The sequence below is a fragment of the Massilia sp. 01N417 genome, assembly GCF_056399645.1.
In genome coordinates, this window is sequence record NZ_JBFTRS010000004.1 from 217900 (window position 1) to 234758 (window position 16859).

Sequence of the window (16859 nt, forward strand, 5' to 3'; positions counted from 1 at the left end):
CGGTCAGGCGTCGAAAGGACGCTTGCCCAGCACCGCCACCACGTGGTCGACGAAGCAGGTGATGCGGGCCGCCAGCGCCGTATTGCGGTAGTAGACGGCGTTGATGGGCTGGAGCACGTCCAGGGTCTGTTCGGGGAAGAGCTGGACCAGCCGGCCGTTCGCGCGGTCTTCGCGGGTCATGAAATCCGACAGGCAGACGATGCCGAGGTCGGCCAGCGCCATCTGCCGCAGCGTTTCGCCGCTCGACGAGGCGATGGTCGGGCGGATCCGCAGCGTGCAGCCGTCGGTATCGCGCAGCGGCCAGTCGTTCAGGGTCTCGGGCTGGGTAAAGCCGAGCAGCACGTGCTGCCCGAGTTCCTCCGGTCCGGCCGGCGTGCCGTGACGCGCCAGATAGGCCGGACTGGCCAGCACGCGGATGCGGCTGGTTCCCACGAGGCGCGCGTGCAAGGTCGAATCCTTCAGGACACCGATACGCAGGGCGACGTCGGTGCGCTTTTCGATCAGGTCGGTGATGCCTTCGTTCGAGTTCAATTCCAGTTCCACATCCGGATAGCGGGCGCGAAAACCTTCGACCAGCGGCACCAACACGTGCAGCATGAAGGGTGTCGCCGCATCGACCCGCAGCCGCCCTGCCGGACGCATGCGCCGCGCCGCCATCTGCTCTTCCGCCGCGTCGACCGCATCCAGGATGGTGCGCGCATGCGCCAGGAAGGCCCCGCCCTCTTCCGTCAATTCCAGCCGCCGCGTCGTCCGGCGCAGTAGGGTCGTCTGCAGCTTTTCTTCCAGCCGTCCCAGCGCACGGCTGGTCGCCGATACCGTCAGCCCCAGCAGTTCCGCGGCAGCGGTGAGCGAGCCCGTGTCCACCACGGCCACGAAGGCCTGCATTTCGTCGAGGGTTGTCTTCATTTTTGACTCAAACGCAAAAGTCTTTGGCCGCTTAGGGTCTTAATCCGCAAATATAAACCAAGGACAATACTTCCATCGAAAAAACCGACGGATTCTTCTTCAAGGAGCTTCAATGAAATCTTCCACCGCATTACTGGCCCTGGCCACCGGCGCCTTCGCCATCGGCACCACCGAATTCACGCCCATGGGGCTGTTGCCGGTGATCGCCGACGGCGTCCAGGTCGACATCCCCACCGCTGGCATGCTCGTGTCCGCCTATGCGATCGGCGTGATGGTCGGCGCCCCGGTGATGACCCTGCTGTTCAGCCGCTTCGGCAAACGGGCGGCGCTGATGTCGCTGATGCTCATCTTCACGATCGGCAACCTGCTGTCGGCCTTCGCCCCCGGCTACACGACCCTGCTGCTGTCGCGCCTGATCACCAGCCTCAACCATGGCGCCTTCTTCGGCATCGGCGCCGTCGTCGCCGCCAGCGTGGTGCCGAAAGAGAAACAGGCCAGCGCGATCGCCGCCATGTTCATGGGCCTGACGGTCGCCAACGTCGGCGGCGTGCCGGCGGCCACCTGGATCGGCCAGCAGGTCGGCTGGCGTCTTGCCTTCGGCGGCACCGCCGTACTGGGCCTGGTCACCATCGGCGCGCTGTGGCTGGCCCTGCCGAAGGGTGAACCGGGCGCACGTCCGGACGTGCGCCGCGAACTGAAGGTGCTGACCAGCCGCGAAGTGCTGCTGGCCATGGGCACCACCGTGCTGGGTTCCGGTGCCATGTTCGCGCTCTACACCTACGTGGCGCCGATGCTGGCCGAGATCACCCACGCCAGCCCCGGCTTCGTCGCCCTTGCACTCGTGCTGATCGGTATCGGCTTCACCGTCGGCAACAGCCTCGGCGGCCGCCTGGCCGACTGGTCGCTGGATGGCGCCACCAAGCTGATCCTCGCTTCGCTCGCCGTCGTCATGGTCCTGCTGCCGCTGCTGATGCAAACCCATGCCGGCGCCGCCATCGGCCTGCTGGTCTGGGGTGCCGCCGCCTTCGGCATCGTACCGCCGGTCCAGATGCGCGTGATGCAGGCCGCGGCCCAGGCGCCGGGCCTGGCCTCGTCGGTGAACGTCGGCGCCTTCAACCTCGGCAATGCGGTCGGCGCTGCCCTCGGCGGCGTGGTCATCGGCCAGGGTCTCGGTTATGCGGCCGTGCCTTACGTCGGTGCGGCGCTCGCAGCCGGCGGTCTCGCCCTGGTGTGGATCGGCAACGCCGGCCGCCAGCGCGATGCGGCCTGCACTTCCTCGTCTTCCATCTGACTCAAGGTTAACAAGAACATATAGCATGAACAACAACATCCCTTCCTTCGGCGTCGGCACCTTCCGCCTGACCGGCCAGACCGTCATCGACTCGGTGTCGACCGCACTCGAGCTCGGCTATCGCGCCGTCGACACGGCCCAGATCTACGGCAACGAAGCCGAGGTCGGCCAGGCCGTGGCCGAGAGCGGCGTGCAGCGCGCCGAGCTGTTCCTGACCACCAAGATCTGGACCGCCAACCATGCGCGGGAGCGGCTTGTTCCGAGCCTGCGCGAAAGCCTGGAGAAACTGCGCACCGACTACGTCGACCTGACCCTGATCCACTGGCCGGCGCCCGGCAACGGCGTCGAGTTGAAAGAAACCATGGAAGCGCTGGCCGAAGCCAAATCGCTGGGCCTGACGCGCCAGATCGGCATCTCCAACTTCAACATCGCTTTGACGCAGGAGGCCATCGACGTCGTCGGCAAGGACCAGATCGCCACCAACCAGATCGAGCTGAGCCCCTACCTGCAGGGCCGCAAGCTGACCGCTTTCCTGGACCAACAGGGCATCACCGTCACTTCCTACATGACTCTGGCCTATGGCAAGGTGTTGAAGGATCCGGTGCTGGCGCGCATCGCCGACAAGCACCAGGCCACCGTCGCCCAGGTGGCGCTGACCTGGGCGCTGCAGCTGGGCTATGCGGTGATTCCATCGTCGACGAAACCCGAGAACCTGGCGAGCAACCTGCTGGCGCGCGAACTCGTGCTGGACGCCGACGACATGGCGCTGATCGCGGCGCTGGACCGCAATGGCCGCGAAGTCAACCCCGAGGGCCTGGCGCCGGTGTGGGACTAAAACCAAATTCGGGGTCAGAGCACATTTTTTGGCAAGTTCCTCAATCCAATTGTTCAAAAAAGTGCTCTGACCCCGAATTACAGACGCCAGATCGACATGCGTAAATCGGGGTTAAATCGGGGTCAGAGCACATTTCCTGGCAATTTCCTAAGCCCACTTGCCCGAAAAAGTGCTCTGACCCCGAATTGCAGCTCAGGGCGTATCGATTTTGGGCTTGCAGTCGCAAGGCTGTTCGCCGCGGTCGAAGACGATCTTCCAGCGGCCTGGTGCTTCCAGGCGCCAGATCGAGTTGAAGCGGCCGATCTTCTTGCCGCTGGCGTCGTAGACCGGGCCGCCACTGTAGGCCAGGGTGCCGGACTCGACCACTTCGACTTCTTCCGGTTCCCAGGAAAACGGCGGCTGATGGCCGTCGTAGTATTTTTTCCAGGCAGTGGACACGGCTTCGCGGCCGCGCAGCACGCTGCCCGGGCCCGAGAAGAACACGGCTTCCTCGGACAGGAAGCTGGTGAAGGCCGCGTGGTCGCGCGCCTTCATGGTGGCTGCGAAGGCGCGTTCGGTGTCGGCCACCTGCTTCTTCAGCTCGGCGTTCGAGGGCCGCGCCGCGCTGGCGACCGCCAGCATGAACATACTGATGCACAAAACCCCAATCGACAGCAGACGCATGCATCCTCCACGTGTGGAACTCCGGGCTTGAAATCGGCTATTGCTAAGCGGACAATTTTGTCACGGCAATACCATTTGCACAAGTCGCTTGCATGGAGTCCGGAAGCGGAGTATAAATGGTCCGGAACCGGAGGATTCCTATGAGTCTCGCCTACGCTTACCCGAAGAGCCGCTTCGAAACGGCAGTGCTGGTCGACCTCAACGACCGCAAACAGCGCGAACGCCTGTCGCGCTCCGCGCTGCTGGGCTTTTTCCAGCTCGCCAATGCCTGGCGGGTACGCGACGACGATGCGCGCGAGCTGCTCGGCGGCGTCTCCTCGTCCGCCTTCTACGAATGGAAGAAACATCCGGACCGCGTGCTCGAAGTCGACCGCATCACCCGCATCTCCTACCTGCTCGGCATCTACAAGGCCCTGCACATCCTGTACGGCGACAAGCTGGCCGACGAATGGGTGCACCTCCCCAACAGCAATCCCGTCTTCAACGGCCGCGCGCCGCTGGCCTTCATGCTGGCGGGTGGACTGCTGTCGATGCAGACCGTGCGCCGCCTGCTCGACGCCCGCCGCGGAGGGCTGTGAGTGAAGCTGGTCTCCAGGCAGGAACCCGGGCTCACCCAGTTGCGCCAGTTCGATACCGTCCGCCTGATCCCGTCCCGCTTCGCCGATGCCGAAGACTCGGTGCTGGCGCCGCTGGCGGAAAACGATGCCGTGCTGCGCGACCTGTTCGACCTCGACAACGCCACCAATGACCGCCTGCGCGGCGAGTCCGGCCTGCTGCCCGGCATCGGCATGGACGAGCTGGTGTTCGGCGTGCCCAACTTCCGCATGATCAATGCGGCCTATACCTATGCACGCCCGGAAGGCAGCCGCTTCAACGACGGCGAGCGCGGCGCCTGGTACTGCGCCTTCGAGCCGGAGACGGCGCTGGCCGAGGTCAGCTTCCACAAGACCGTCGAATACCAGGAGATCGGCCGCTTCGACGACAGCGTCAGCTACCAGGCCCTGCTGGCCGACTTCACCGCCACCTTGCACGACCTGCGCGCGAACGAAGCCTATGCCGACTGCCTGGCGACGGACAGCTACATCGCCTCGCAGCGCCTGGCGGCGGAATTGCTGGAAGCCGGCTCGATGGGCATCATCTACCCCAGCGTGCGCCGGCCCGGAGGCACGAATCTCGCGTGCTTCCGCCCTGCGCTGGTCGGGAATGTCCGCAAGGGCCGGGCGTATCGGTTAACATGGGCGGGTTCGCCGGCTCCCACGGTCGAACCCATCTGATTCAACGAAGCCATGAAAACCGATCCATTAAAAGACACCGAACTGCACGACAAGATCAACCGCGAGACCGCCCGCATCAACTGGTCGGAACTCGAGCGCCATTTCGCCCACGGCATGGTGATCTACGTGAGCCAGGAACTCGACCTGGTCGAGGTGGCCCTGCGCATCGCCCACGACGACAAGGAACCCATCGCGCGCTGGATGAACGAAGGCAAGGTCGCCAAGGTGTCGGACGCCCAGGCCCTCGAGTGGCATGCGACCGACGCCCGCCTGTGGGCTTCGGTGGTCAATCCCTTCGTGCTGGTGCAGGCCGACAAGGCAGCCCCCGCCGATACCCTGCACTAGGCGACTCGGCCAAGCATCCGGTAGCGCGATGCCGCCGCCGGCTGCTCCAGCTGGAAGGTATTCACCACCGACGCCAGCTGCTCGGCCTGGATGCGCAGCGATTGCGCGGCGGCCGACGCCTCTTCCACCAGGGCCGCGTTCTGCAGCGTCATCCGGTCGAGCCGGGCGATGGCGCTGTCGACCCTGTCGATCTCCTCGCATTGCGCGCGCGTCGCAGTCGACATCTCGCCCATGAGATCGTTCACCCGGTGCACGCCGTCAACCACCGTGCGCATGGTTCGGCCGGCCTGCGCGACCAGCTCGGTGCCGGCGCCGACCTTGCTCACCGAATCCTCGATCATGGCCTTGATTTCCCTGGCGGCGGCGGCGGAGCGGTGCGCCAGGTTGCGCACCTCTGCCGCCACGACGGCAAATCCGCGCCCCTGCTCGCCGGCGCGCGCCGCCTCGACCGCAGCGTTCAGCGCCAGGATATTCGTCTGGAACGCGATGCCGTCGATCACGGCGATGATTTCCACAGCCTTCTTCGAGGACGCGTGGATCAGGTTCATGGTCTCGACCACGCCCTCGACCGTGTCGCCGCCCTGGCGCGAAACGCGCGCGGCGTCCCGCGCCAGCCCGGCCGCTTCGGCGGCAAAGTCCGCATTCCGGCGCACCGAAGAAATCAGGGCCTTCATGGCGCCGCCGACCTCGGCCAGCTCGGCGGCCTGGGACTCGGTGCGCTGCGACAGCTCGGCATTGCCGGTAGCGATTTGCGCTGAAGCCGAGGCGATCGTATCGGTGCCGCTGCGGACCTTTCCGACGATGCCGGACAAGCTGTCGCGCATGGCGCTCATCGCGGCCAGCAGGCTGCCGGGCCGGGCCCGGCGGGTATCGACGCCGTGCTGCAGCTCCCCCTTCGCGATCGCATGCGCGACACTGGAGGCGTAGGCCGGCTCGCCCCCGAGCTCGCGCAGCAGTCCACGGGTAAGGGCCAGGCCAATGGCGGCGGCCAATACCACGCACAGCACACTCAAGCCGGCAATCGTCCAGCGTGCCGACGCCGCGCTTGCGCCGGCAGCGATGCCAGCCTCCACGCTCTCCGCCTGCAACTGCTTGAGCAGGACGTCGATATCGGCGACGATCCGGCGGCGCAGCGGCGAACATTCCTTCACCAGGAAAGCACCGAAGGCGTCCATCTCGTTCGCCTGGCGGTATTTGCGCGGACGTCGCAGCTCCCGGATCATCGCCCCCATTCCCTCGCGCACCTTCGCGTACTGCGCATTGCCCTGCAAGGAACGATCCAGCTGGACGAGGGCCGCCTCCGCCTCGGCCACCTGCCTGTCGACCAGGTCGAGTTCACGCAGGGCGTCGCCGGCGTCGCTGAAGATGTAGGCGTTGCGCGCCGCGATACCGGTCTGGTCGAGCGCCTCGCGCAGTGAATACAGCGGTTCCAGGCGCGTACTGCGCAGGCCGTCGGCATTCGCCAGGGCGTCTCCGATCCCATTCACGCGCGAGATGGCAAACCCCGCCAGCACCAGGGTCACCAGCACCATGAGAGCGAAGGCACTGTACAGCTTTGCCGAAATTGGTATTCTGGTCGACACCTTGCGTTCGTTTGTGCCATGCTTGTCGTTCATCTTGCTGCCCAATTTGAGGAAATTGCCGATTTTGCCCTAGAAATTACAGATGGGCAACTCTTTTGATAGTTTTCGCGAGATTTTATATTGCTATTTAAGCGTGATTTTCTTCCCCGGCCGTCATAAGATCGTGGCATCGACAAGAAAGAAGATTTGAACAAAGTTATCCGCTATACTCACGGGATAAGAGGAAAGTTTATGCAAAGCAACACGAAACCCGACGATCCCGTGATGACCACGAGCGAAGTAGCGCGCCTGCTGGGCGTTGCTACCAGCACCGTGCAAATCTGGATGGAAAGTGGCGCGATCGAGTCCTGGAAAACGCCGGGAGGGCATCGCCGTACGCGCTTGAGCCTGGTCCAGGGCCTCCTGCATGGAAGGGACGACAACGCCCATCTGCGTCCGGCGGCCAGCAACGACAGGGAATTCCTGCCGGCGGCCGATCCGAACTATCCGGTCCCGGCCGACGAACGCGCACGCCTCGCGGCCGTCGGCGCGAGCGGCCTGGTCGACACCGACGAGGAAAACCGCTTCGACCGCATCGTCCGCCTCGCCACCATGGTGACCGGTTCGCCGATCGCCCTGGTCTCCCTGCTGACCTCGACCCGCCAGTGGTTCAAGGCCAGGGTCGGCCTCGAGCCGCGCGAAACCCCGCGCGACTGGGCCTTCTGTTCGCACGCCGTGATGCAGGACGAGATGTTCGTGGTCGAAGACGCCCTCGACGACGAACGCTTCCGCGACAATCCCCTGGTCCAGGGCGATCCGCAAATCCGCTTCTACGCCGGCGTGCCGCTGCGCGACCGCTCCGGCCACGCGCTCGGCACCCTGTGCGTGATCGACCGCGAACCGCGCCGCCTGCGCGCCTCCGAGCTGCAGGGCTTGCTGGACCTGGCGGCGATTGCTTCGTCTGAGATCCAGGCCAGCCGGCCGAATCGGTTCTGATCTATCGTCGCGCCGGGCATTGCCCGGCCCGGCTTTCCGCACAGGCGGGAACCCAGGTTTTACGCAGGCCACTTGCGTCAAGCGTTAACCGGATGCGACGAACTTGCGGAATAGTGCCGGGGGCACTATTCCGCCTACGCGGGGACGACGGTGTGCGGTGGGACGACCTTACTCGCTCAGATCCACCGCATACAAGGCAAACCCCTTCCCCAAGCCATCATCCGCGGCCAGCTGCGACACATTCGCCAAGCCGGCCGCCCGCGCCAGCTCCAGCTTGCCCGGCGCCGAATGGAATACCACCGGCCCCTTCACCGCCACCTTCGCAAAGCGCCAGCTGCGCTGCGAACCGTTGGCGGCGCGGCCCAGCTGCTTCGCTTCCTTGATATACGCGATCAGCACATCGCGGCTGGCGTCTGGCGCCGTGAACACGGTCTTCGCACCGCCCTGCAGGCCCGGGAAGTTGCCGCCGCCGCTGGCGCGGTAGTTGTTCGTCGCGACCAGGAATTCCTGGCCCGCCGGCAGCGGCGCGCCGTGCAGCTGCAGATTGCGTATGCGCTGGCCCGGCGGCTGGGTCACGTCGATCTCGTAGCTGAGTTCCGGCGAGGTCACGGTGTCGAAGTTATAGCCGGGGAAGCCGGTGTTGACCAGTTCCTGCGGCTCGCTCCTGTTGGGGTCGATGGTGTTGAAGCGGCCCGCGGCCTTTTCCAGCCAGGCTTTCAGTCCGGCGCCGTCGACCTTCACCACCGCCAGCGCATTCGGATACAGATAAAGGTCGGCCGCGTTATTGAGCGCCAGGTCGCCGGCGGCGACGTCGGTGTAGTCAAGCACGCCGGCCGAACCGGTCTTGAAGGGCGCCGATACCGACAGCACCGGCAGCTTCGCATACTGCGGCAGGTTCGCGGCCACGTAATGGCGCACGTAGCCGGCCTGCGCCTGGTTGACGATCTGGATCGCAGAGACGTCGCCGACGTCGGCGAAATAGGTCGACATGCGGAAGTCCGCGCTGCCGATCGGCGTCTTCACATAGCGGATCGTGGCTTCGTGCTCATCCTTCACGAGCGCCATCACCGCCGGATCGGCCGGCACATAGCTCTTGTCCGGCTGCTGGGTGGTGCGATTCTCGACGATGGCGGCGCCCTGGTCGGCGTGCCAGCGCTTGCCGTCGTAGCGCAGCTGCAGGCGCACCACGCCAAGGTTCTTGCCCCACAGGTTGGCCATCACGGTGGGCACCCCGAATACCCTGCCCTTCACCTTGTCGACGTGCGGCAGGTTGAACTGGGCGACGGTGCTGGACGGATTCGGGAAGGCTTGGTGCGAGTGGCCGAGCAGCAGCGCGTCGATGCCACCCAATGCGCCGCCCACCTGGGCCAGGTAGTAATTCCCGTTCTCCATCGTCGGCAAATACGGGCTGGCGTCCAGGCCGCCGTGCGAGATCGCCACCACCAGGTCGGCGCCCCTGGCGCGCATCTCCGGCAGGTAGCGCCTCGCGGTCTCGACCAGGCCTTCGGTATAGATCTTCCCCTCCAGCCAGCGGCGGTCCCAGTTGACGATGGCGGGCGGCGTGAAGCCGATGATGCCGACCTTGACCGTGGCTTCGAAGGGTTTGCCCTTGGCGTCGACCGCCTTGATGCGCTTGCTGAGGATGCGGTAGGGCTCGAACAGCGGCTTCTTCGTCTGCATGCTGTAGACGTTGGCCAGCACCACCGGGAAGCCCGGACCGGCGCACTGCCGGTTGGACGCACCTCGCGGCACCCCCGCGACCTGCAGGCGCTGGCCGGTCACCTGGCCCAGGTAGGCCAGGCCGAAATTGAAATCGTGGTTGCCGATGCCGATGCCGTCGTAGCCGATCTTCTTCATCGCCTTGTAGATGCCCAGCAGCTGGCCGCAGCGCAGCGGATCGACGGTGGCCTGGTAGTCGCCCAGCGCATTGCCCTGGATGGTGTCGCCGTTATCGAACAGCAGCGTGTTCGGGAAGTCGCGGCGCGCCTGGGCGATCAGCGAGGCGGTGCGGTCCAGGCCCAGCGAAGGGTCGGCGGCCAGCTTGAAGTAGTCGTAGCCGACCACCGCCGAGTGCAGGTCGGTGGTTTCCAGGATCGCCAGTTCGGCGCTGCTGCCGGCTTGCGGCGCGGCCGCCAGGACCGGCACGGACAGGATGAGTGAGGATGCGAAAAGGACGAGTTTCATGCCTTCATGATAAGGCAGCGGCCTGGCGCGGGGCAAGAAAGGCGACGGGACGCGCGGCCGGCGCCCCGCCTGCGGTATAATCTCCGGTTCGATTCAACCTACTAAAAATACGTCACCGACCATGGAAGCTGAACGCATCAACGCCCTTTCCGCCCTGCTGAACGACCTGAGCAGCCGTGAAGCCGAACTTCGGAGGTATCTTTGACTTCGATAAGAAGTCGGAGAAACTAGAACAGGTCAACCAGGAACTGGAAGACCCGACCGTCTGGAACGACCAGAAGCGCGCCCTCGACCTGGGCAAGGAAAAGAAGGCGCTGGAAGGCGTCGTCCTGACGCTGGAAAAAGCCCGCGCCGACATCGACGATTCGCGCGACCTGTTCGAGATGGGACGCGAAGAAGGCGATGACGACACCATCGAATCGGTCGAAGGCGACGCCGCCGAGATCGCGAAGGTCATCGAGCAGATGGAATTCCGCCGCATGTTCAGCAACCCGATGGACCATGCGAACTGCTTCATCGACATCCAGGCCGGCGCCGGCGGCACCGAAGCCCAGGACTGGGCCTCGATGCTGCTGCGCCAGTACCTGCGCTATTGCGAGCGCAAGGGCTTCAAGGCCGAGGTGATGGAAATCTCCGAGGGCGAGGTCGCGGGCATCAAGACCGCCACCATCAAGGTCGAGGGCGAGTACGCCTACGGCCACCTGCGCACCGAGACCGGCGTGCACCGCCTGGTCCGCAAGTCGCCGTTCGACTCGGCCAACGGCCGCCACACCTCGTTCACCTCGCTGTTCGTGTACCCGGAGGTCGACGAGTCCTTCGAGATCGAGATCAACCCGGCTGACGTGCGCATCGACACCTACCGCGCATCCGGCGCCGGCGGCCAGCACATCAACAAGACCGACTCCGCGGTGCGCCTGACGCACGCCCCGTCGGGCATCGTGGTGCAGTGCCAGAACGACCGCTCGCAGCACCGCAACAAGGCCGAAGCCTTCGACATGCTGCGCGCCAAGCTGTTCGAACTCGAGCTGCGCAAGCGCATGGCCGAGCAGCAGAAGCTGGAAGACTCGAAGACCGACGTCGGCTGGGGCCACCAGATCCGTTCCTACGTGCTGGACCAGTCGCGCATCAAGGACCTGCGCACCGGCTTCGAGACCGGCAACACCAAGAACGTGCTGGACGGCGACCTCGACGACTTCATCTCGGCTTCGCTGAAGCAGGGCGTGTAATGAGCAAGCCAGCCTTCATCTTCGACATGGACGGCACCATCGTCGACAACATGGCCTTCCACACCAGGTCCTGGCTCGAGTTCTTCGCGCGCCGCGGCAAGGAGTACGAGGCCGAGGCCTTCTTCCGCGAGACCGCCGGTGCCCAGGGCCGCGAGATCCTGCGCGCCCGTCTGGGCGACGACGTCACCGACGAGGAAATCGCCACCCTGGCCGCGGAGAAGGATGCGCTTTACCGCGAGATGTACGGTCCGCACCGCGCCGCCATCAAGGGTTTCGACGACTTCGTGACCGACGCCGACGAGCGTGGCGTGGCGCTGGCCGTGGCGACCTCCGCGCCGCCGAAGAACATCGTGTTCACCCTGGACGAACTCGACCTTCGCCGCCACTTCGCGGCCGTGGTCGGCGCGGCCGACGTCAAGCAGGGCAAGCCGCATCCGGACGTGTTCCTGAAGGCCGCCGAGAAGCTGGGCGCGAATCCCGCCGACTGCATCGTCTTCGAAGATGCGCCGATGGGCGTGGAAGCCGCGCGCCGCGCCGGCATGCGCGCCGTGGTCATCACGACCACCCTGCCCGCCGACGCGTTCGCGGAGTTCGACAACGTGCTCAAGATCGTCAACGACTACGACGAGCTGTCCGTTGAGGACCTGCTGGGCACCCTCTGACCTGCACGTGAACCAAACATAGATAACTACCTGATATGAGCACCGAAAACCAAGAACAAGGCCAGGAACAGCAAGCGACTTCGCTGCAGCTTGAGGACAACAAGATCATCGCCGAGCGCCGCGCCAAGCTGGCCGCGATCCGCGAAAAAGGCGTGGCCTTCCCGAACGACTTCGTCCCCCGGCACAAGGCTGCCGGCCTGGTCGAGACCTATGGCGCCTGGACCCGCGAGCAGCTCGAAGCCGAACCGCAGCAGGTGGTGCTGGCCGGCCGCATGATGCTCAAGCGCGAAGCCGGCAAGAAGGCCGCCTTCGCCACCCTGCAGGACGCCTCGGGCCCGCGCGCCGACGGCCGCATCCAGATCTACGTCACCCTGGACAACACCGGTGACGAAGCGATGGAAGCCTTCCGCCACTACGACCTGGGCGACATCCTGGGCGTGGAAGGCACGCTGTTCAAGACCAAGGTCGACGAGCTGACCGTCAAGGTGACCAAGCTGCGCCTGCTGTCGAAGTCCCTGCGTCCGCTGCCGGACAAGTTCCACGGCCTGGCCGACCAGGAGACCAAGTACCGCCAGCGCTACGTCGACCTGATCATGAACGAAGAGACGCGCCGCACCTTCAAGGCGCGTACCGCCGCGATCGCGTCGATCCGCCGCTTCATGCAGGACAACCAGTTCATGGAAGTCGAGACCCCGATGCTGCACCCGATCCCGGGCGGCGCCGCGGCCAAGCCTTTCATCACCCACCACAACGCGCTGGACATGCAGATGTTCCTGCGTATCGCGCCCGAGCTGTACCTGAAGCGCCTGGTGGTCGGCGGCTTCGATCGCGTGTTCGAAATCAACCGTAACTTCCGCAACGAGGGCGTTTCGATCCGCCACAATCCGGAATTCACGATGATGGAGTTCTACGCCGCCTACACCGACTACAAGTGGCTGATGGACTACACCGAGGCCGTGATCCGCCAGGCCGCGATCGACGCCCACGGCACCGCCGAAGTCACCTATGGCGGCCGTCCGCTGGACCTGGGCAAGCCCTTCCACAGGCTCACCATCGTCGAAGCGATCAACAAGTTCGCGCCGGAGTACACCAGCGAACAGCTGAACGACGCCGAGTTCCTGAAGAAGGAACTGCTGGAGAAATTCGGCGTGAAGCCGCACATCATCTCGGGCCTGGGCGCGCTGCAGCTGGCCCTGTTCGAAGAGACCGCCGAAGCCCAGCTGTGGGAGCCGACCTTCATCATCGACTACCCGGTCGAAGTCTCGCCGCTGGCGCGCGCCTCCGACAGCCGCCCGGGCATCACCGAGCGCTTCGAGCTGTTCATGGTGGGCCGCGAGATCGCCAATGGCTTCTCGGAGCTGAACGATCCGGAAGACCAGGCAGCCCGCTTCCAGGCCCAGGTGGCCGCCAAGGACGCCGGCGATGAAGAAGCGATGTTCTACGACGCCGACTACATCCGCGCCCTGGAATACGGCCTGCCCCCGACCGGCGGCTGCGGCATCGGCATCGACCGCCTGATCATGATCCTGACGGATTCGCCGAACATTCGCGATGTGCTGCTGTTCCCGCACCTGCGCAAGGAAGACTGAGCTTGAGTGACGCGTGATGCGTCACAAAAAAGGCGCGATACGGGAGACCGTTCGCGCCTTTTTATTGAGCGCTGAACGTGGGCTCGGGGAGCCCACCCTACGATGGCCGGTAGGGTGGGCACCCGGTGCCCACGTCCACCGCCGTATTACCGAACCACCCGATAGCAGGGAATATATTCCTTACCCGGCAACTTCATCCGGCTCTGCTCCACGAACGACTGCAGCAACTTGTCCATCGGCGCCATGATCGCATCCTCGCCGTGGATCTCGAATTTGCCGTACTTCTCGATCGCGCGGATCCCCTCCTCCTTCACATTACCCGCCACCACGCCCGAGAACGCACGGCGCAAATTGGCCGCCAGCAGGTGGGTCGGCTGGTTCTTGTGCAGCGACAGGCTGCGCATGTTCTCGTGGCTCGGGCGGAAGGGATGCTGGAATTCGGGGTCGATCTTCAGGCCCCAGTTGAAGTAGTAGGCGTCGCTGCGCGACTTGCGGAATTCGCGCACCTGGCGGATCCCGGTATGCATCTCCTGCGCCACCGCTTCCGGATCGTCGACGATGATCTTGTAGCGGCGCTGCGCCTCTTCGCCCAGGGTCAGGCCGATGAACTGGTCGATCTGCTCGAAGTATTCCCTGGCCGTCGCCGGGCCGGTGAACACCAGCGGGAACGGCATGTCCGCATTCTCCGGGTGCAGCAGGATGCCGAGGATGTAGAGGATCTCCTCGGCGGTGCCGGCGCCGCCCGGGAACACCACGATGCCGTGGCCGGTGCGCACGAAAGCTTCGAGGCGCTTCTCGATGTCCGGCATGATGACCAGGTCGTTCACGATCGGGTTCGGCGACTCGGCCGCGATGATGCCCGGTTCCGAGATGCCGAGGTAGCGGCCGCCCTGCAGGCGCTGCTTGGCGTGGCCGATGGTGGCGCCCTTCATCGGGCCTTTCATCGCACCCGGGCCGCAGCCGGTGCAGATATCCAGTTCGCGCAGGCCGAGCTGGTAGCCGACGTGCTTCGAGTAGTTGTACTCGACGCGGTTGATCGAGTGGCCGCCCCAGCACACCACCAGGTTCGGATTGCGCTGCGGCTGGATCACGTTGGCATTGCGCAGGATGTGGAACACCGCATCGGTGATGCCTTCCGGCCGTTGCAGGTCGAAGCGCGGATTGTCCGTCACCTCGAAGCTCACATAGACGATATCGCGCAGCACCGCGAACAGGTGCTCGTGGATACCCTTGATCATCTTGCCGTCCACGAAGGCGTGGGCCGGCGCGCTGCGGATGTCGAGCTTGATGCCGCGCTCGCGCTGGATGATCTTGATGTCGAAATCCTTGTAGCGTTCGAGCAGTTCCTTGCCGTCGTCGATCGAACTGCCGGAGTTCAGTACCGCCAGCGCGCATTTGCGAAAGACCTGGTACAGGCCACCCTGGCTGGTGTCGAGCAGCTTTGCCACTTCCGCCTTCGACAGCACTTCCAGGCGTCCCTCCGGGGATATCAATGTGTCGACAACGTCGTTCGTCATATTTCTCTACCTTTCTGTTCAGTGTTTCCCTACAGCCTTTTCGCCAATATACGACATCTACCGGGAGTTTGCCCCCACACTTGTGCAGGCTTTTTACGTCAATACTGTTGACCCGGAAAAAGTTGCCTTAACGAGCAGAATTTCCACTAAAATGCGACGCTATTGGATTTGCGCCCGTACACAATGCGGGCATGCGGCCCAATCATTCCTATTCTTATAAAACGTATTTGGGGAGGAACCGCATGAGCGGTGCAGCTACTTCTACCGCCGAACAGAAAGCGATCCCGGAATTCAAACAGATCATGGGCCACCCAGCACCGCTGTGGATGCTGTTCATGACCGAATTCTGGGAGCGCTTCGCTTTCTACGGCATCCGTTGGGCCCTGGTGCTCTACATCGTCGCCCAGTTCTACGGCGGCAGCGGCGTCGGCCAGGCCGACGCCAACCTGACCTACGGTTCCTACCTGGCGCTGGTCTACGCCGGCGCCGTGTTCGGCGGCTACATCGCCGACCGCGTGATCGGCTACCAGCGTTCGATCCTGGTCGGCGCAGCCTTCATGGCCGTCGGCCTGTTCGCCATTACCGTGCCCGATCCGAACGTGTTCAAGCTCGGCCTGGCCACCATCATCGTCGGCAACGGCATGTTCAAGCCGAACATTTCGACCATGGTCGGCCAGCTGTACGGCATCGGCGACGAGCGCCGCGACTCCGGCTTCACCATCTTCTACATGGGCATCAACAGCGGCGCCTTCATCGCGCCGATCCTGACCGGCTGGCTGGCCGGCGCCATGTCCGGCAGCACCGGCGTGCCGGCCTACAAGGTGGTGTTCTTTGCCGCCGGCATCGGCATGCTGCTGTCGCTGGTCTGGTTCCAGATCGGCCGCAAGGGCCTGAAAGGCATCGGCGCGCCGGTCGGCGCACTGGCCAGCCCGACCCGCCTGATCGGCGTGATCATCGGCTCGCTGATTGTGATCCCGGGCGTCTACTTCCTGCTCAAGCTCGGCGCCGACACCATCCAGGGCATCCTCTCGGTCCTGTTCATCGTCCTGGCGCTGATGCTGCTGGTCGAAGGCATCCGCAACGGCAAGGTCGCACGCGACAAGGCCATCGCCATGCTGCTGATCTTCTTCTTCAACATCATGTTCTGGTGCTTCTTCGAACAGGCGGGCAGCTCCTTCACCTTCCTGGCCGACAATATCGTGCGCCGCGACTTCGGCGGCTGGGTCTTCCCGGTCGGCTGGTTCCAGTCGGTGAACTCGATCGCGATCATCGTCTGCGCGCCGATCGTGGCCGCGGTCTGGGTCTGGCTCGGCCGCGCCAATCCGTCGATCCCGCGCAAGTTCGGCCTGGGCCTGATCTTCAACGGCCTGGCCTTCCTGCTGCTGATGTTCGCGCTGCAGCACCTGGTCGGCGCCGACAGCAAGATCCCGTTCTGGACCCTGTTCATGGTCTACGTGATCCAGTCCATCGGCGAGCTGTGCCTGTCTCCGATCGGCCTGTCGATGGTCACCAAGCTGGCGCCGGTGCGCCTGGTCGGCCTGGGCATGGGCGGCTGGTTCCTGTCGACCGGTATCGGCAACAACCTGTCGGGCATCTTCGCCAGCCACATCTCGGGCGAAAAAGGCATGAGCGTGGAATCGGCGCTGGGCGGCTACACCTTCGGCTTCTATGCGCTGATCGGTTCCGGCATCCTGCTGTTCCTGATCGCACCGCTGATCCAGAAGCTGATGCATGGCGTGAAATAATCGATGCCGGGGGCGTCGATCACGCCGCCCCACTTCGGCTTTAATCGAGACGGCGGCCTGCGGG

Annotated in this window: 15 protein-coding genes; 10 read left to right on the forward strand and 5 right to left on the reverse strand. The window is 64.5% G+C overall.

Annotated elements, in window-relative coordinates; genetic code table 11:
- Window positions 1-3: 3 nt before the first annotated feature.
- Window positions 4-906: a LysR substrate-binding domain-containing protein gene (locus AC1DOQ_RS06355; RefSeq protein WP_477361327.1), complete on the reverse strand. Its 903-nt coding sequence runs from the start codon at window positions 904-906 to the stop codon at window positions 4-6.
- Window positions 907-1018: 112 nt separating this feature from the next.
- Here AC1DOQ_RS06355 and AC1DOQ_RS06360 point away from each other — a divergent pair, with 112 nt between their 5' ends.
- Together AC1DOQ_RS06360 and dkgB are read left to right on the forward strand one after the other, a co-directional pair.
- Entirely contained in the window at window positions 1019-2197 is a 1179-nt protein-coding gene (locus tag AC1DOQ_RS06360) for an MFS transporter (RefSeq protein ID WP_477361329.1), read from the forward strand.
- Between the two features lie 25 nt (window positions 2198-2222).
- Window positions 2223-3032, forward strand: a complete 810-nt coding sequence (dkgB, locus tag AC1DOQ_RS06365; protein WP_477361331.1) for a 2,5-didehydrogluconate reductase DkgB — start codon at window positions 2223-2225, stop codon at window positions 3030-3032.
- 192 nt (window positions 3033-3224) lie between these two features.
- Here the strand turns inward: dkgB and AC1DOQ_RS06370 are convergent, their stop codons facing one another.
- Window positions 3225-3653 (reverse strand): YybH family protein, encoded by a 429-nt coding sequence (locus AC1DOQ_RS06370; protein ID WP_477361332.1) that lies wholly within the window; start codon window positions 3651-3653, stop codon window positions 3225-3227.
- 182 nt (window positions 3654-3835) lie between these two features.
- Here AC1DOQ_RS06370 and AC1DOQ_RS06375 point away from each other — a divergent pair, with 182 nt between their 5' ends.
- Genes AC1DOQ_RS06375 through AC1DOQ_RS06385 form a run of 3 tightly spaced genes read left to right on the forward strand, consistent with a single transcriptional unit; the run spans window position 3836 to window position 5314 of the window.
- Window positions 3836-4273: an antitoxin Xre/MbcA/ParS toxin-binding domain-containing protein gene (locus tag AC1DOQ_RS06375; RefSeq protein WP_477361334.1), complete on the forward strand. Its 438-nt coding sequence runs from the start codon at window positions 3836-3838 to the stop codon at window positions 4271-4273.
- Window positions 4274-4969 (forward strand): RES family NAD+ phosphorylase, encoded by a 696-nt coding sequence (locus tag AC1DOQ_RS06380; protein WP_477361336.1) that lies wholly within the window; start codon window positions 4274-4276, stop codon window positions 4967-4969. It abuts the gene before it with no gap.
- Between the two features lie 12 nt (window positions 4970-4981).
- Window positions 4982-5314: a DUF2288 domain-containing protein gene (locus AC1DOQ_RS06385; RefSeq protein WP_477361338.1), complete on the forward strand. Its 333-nt coding sequence runs from the start codon at window positions 4982-4984 to the stop codon at window positions 5312-5314.
- On the opposite strand, the gene AC1DOQ_RS06390 is transcribed toward AC1DOQ_RS06385, so the two are convergent.
- Window positions 5311-6930 carry a methyl-accepting chemotaxis protein gene (locus AC1DOQ_RS06390; protein WP_477361340.1) on the reverse strand — a complete coding sequence of 540 codons (1620 nt, stop codon included), beginning with the start codon at window positions 6928-6930 and terminating at the stop codon, window positions 5311-5313. The two genes, AC1DOQ_RS06385 and AC1DOQ_RS06390, sit on opposite strands and share 4 nt — an antisense overlap.
- 198 nt (window positions 6931-7128) lie before the next feature.
- Between AC1DOQ_RS06390 and AC1DOQ_RS06395 the strand changes: the two genes are divergently transcribed.
- The gene (locus tag AC1DOQ_RS06395; protein WP_477361341.1) at window positions 7129-7872 is read left to right on the forward strand and encodes a GAF domain-containing protein; all 744 of its coding nucleotides are present in this window, start codon (window positions 7129-7131) and stop codon (window positions 7870-7872) included.
- Window positions 7873-8040: 168 nt separating this feature from the next.
- Here AC1DOQ_RS06395 and AC1DOQ_RS06400 read toward each other — a convergent pair whose 3' ends face one another.
- Complete coding sequence (locus tag AC1DOQ_RS06400; protein WP_477361343.1) at window positions 8041-10056, reverse strand: bifunctional 2',3'-cyclic-nucleotide 2'-phosphodiesterase/3'-nucleotidase; 2016 nt, start codon at window positions 10054-10056, stop codon at window positions 8041-8043.
- Between the two features lie 121 nt (window positions 10057-10177).
- On the opposite strand from AC1DOQ_RS06400, the gene prfB reads away from it, so the two are divergent.
- From prfB to lysS, 3 genes are all read left to right on the forward strand, one after another.
- Window positions 10178-11282 (forward strand): peptide chain release factor 2 gene (prfB, locus tag AC1DOQ_RS06405; protein WP_442122016.1). Its coding sequence is split into 2 segments (ribosomal slippage): window positions 10178-10258 and window positions 10260-11282, totalling 1104 coding nucleotides; the frame shifts between segments, so codons are not numbered across the junction.
- Window positions 11282-11944 (forward strand): HAD family hydrolase, encoded by a 663-nt coding sequence (locus AC1DOQ_RS06410; protein WP_477361345.1) that lies wholly within the window; start codon window positions 11282-11284, stop codon window positions 11942-11944. Before prfB ends, AC1DOQ_RS06410 begins: the two co-directional genes overlap by 1 nt.
- Before the next feature lie 35 nt (window positions 11945-11979).
- The gene (lysS, locus tag AC1DOQ_RS06415; protein ID WP_477361347.1) at window positions 11980-13533 is read left to right on the forward strand and encodes a lysine--tRNA ligase; all 1554 of its coding nucleotides are present in this window, start codon (window positions 11980-11982) and stop codon (window positions 13531-13533) included.
- 146 nt (window positions 13534-13679) lie between these two features.
- On the opposite strand, the gene ppnN is transcribed toward lysS, so the two are convergent.
- Entirely contained in the window at window positions 13680-15050 is a 1371-nt protein-coding gene (gene ppnN, locus AC1DOQ_RS06420; RefSeq protein ID WP_477361349.1) for a nucleotide 5'-monophosphate nucleosidase PpnN, read from the reverse strand.
- A gap of 242 nt (window positions 15051-15292) precedes the next feature.
- Here ppnN and AC1DOQ_RS06425 point away from each other — a divergent pair, with 242 nt between their 5' ends.
- On the forward strand, window positions 15293-16795 hold the full coding sequence (locus tag AC1DOQ_RS06425) for a peptide MFS transporter (RefSeq protein ID WP_477361351.1): 1503 nt from the start codon (window positions 15293-15295) through the stop codon (window positions 16793-16795).
- The last annotated feature ends 64 nt before the right edge of the window (window positions 16796-16859 follow it).

Coding starts and splice junctions, on each gene's coding strand:
- AC1DOQ_RS06400 (WP_477361343.1), bottom strand. CDS start 10,056: ATGAAACTCGTCCTTTTCGCATCCTCACTCATCCTGTCCGTGCCGGTC.
- lysS (WP_477361347.1), top strand. CDS start 11,980: ATGAGCACCGAAAACCAAGAACAAGGCCAGGAACAGCAAGCGACTTCG.
- AC1DOQ_RS06395 (WP_477361341.1), top strand. CDS start 7,129: ATGCAAAGCAACACGAAACCCGACGATCCCGTGATGACCACGAGCGAA.
- AC1DOQ_RS06410 (WP_477361345.1), top strand. CDS start 11,282: ATGAGCAAGCCAGCCTTCATCTTCGACATGGACGGCACCATCGTCGAC.
- AC1DOQ_RS06390 (WP_477361340.1), bottom strand. CDS start 6,930: ATGAACGACAAGCATGGCACAAACGAACGCAAGGTGTCGACCAGAATA.
- AC1DOQ_RS06425 (WP_477361351.1), top strand. CDS start 15,293: ATGAGCGGTGCAGCTACTTCTACCGCCGAACAGAAAGCGATCCCGGAA.
- AC1DOQ_RS06385 (WP_477361338.1), top strand. CDS start 4,982: ATGAAAACCGATCCATTAAAAGACACCGAACTGCACGACAAGATCAAC.
- AC1DOQ_RS06375 (WP_477361334.1), top strand. CDS start 3,836: ATGAGTCTCGCCTACGCTTACCCGAAGAGCCGCTTCGAAACGGCAGTG.
- AC1DOQ_RS06360 (WP_477361329.1), top strand. CDS start 1,019: ATGAAATCTTCCACCGCATTACTGGCCCTGGCCACCGGCGCCTTCGCC.
- AC1DOQ_RS06370 (WP_477361332.1), bottom strand. CDS start 3,653: ATGCTGGCGGTCGCCAGCGCGGCGCGGCCCTCGAACGCCGAGCTGAAG.
- AC1DOQ_RS06355 (WP_477361327.1), bottom strand. CDS start 906: ATGAAGACAACCCTCGACGAAATGCAGGCCTTCGTGGCCGTGGTGGAC.
- dkgB (WP_477361331.1), top strand. CDS start 2,223: ATGAACAACAACATCCCTTCCTTCGGCGTCGGCACCTTCCGCCTGACC.
- ppnN (WP_477361349.1), bottom strand. CDS start 15,050: ATGACGAACGACGTTGTCGACACATTGATATCCCCGGAGGGACGCCTG.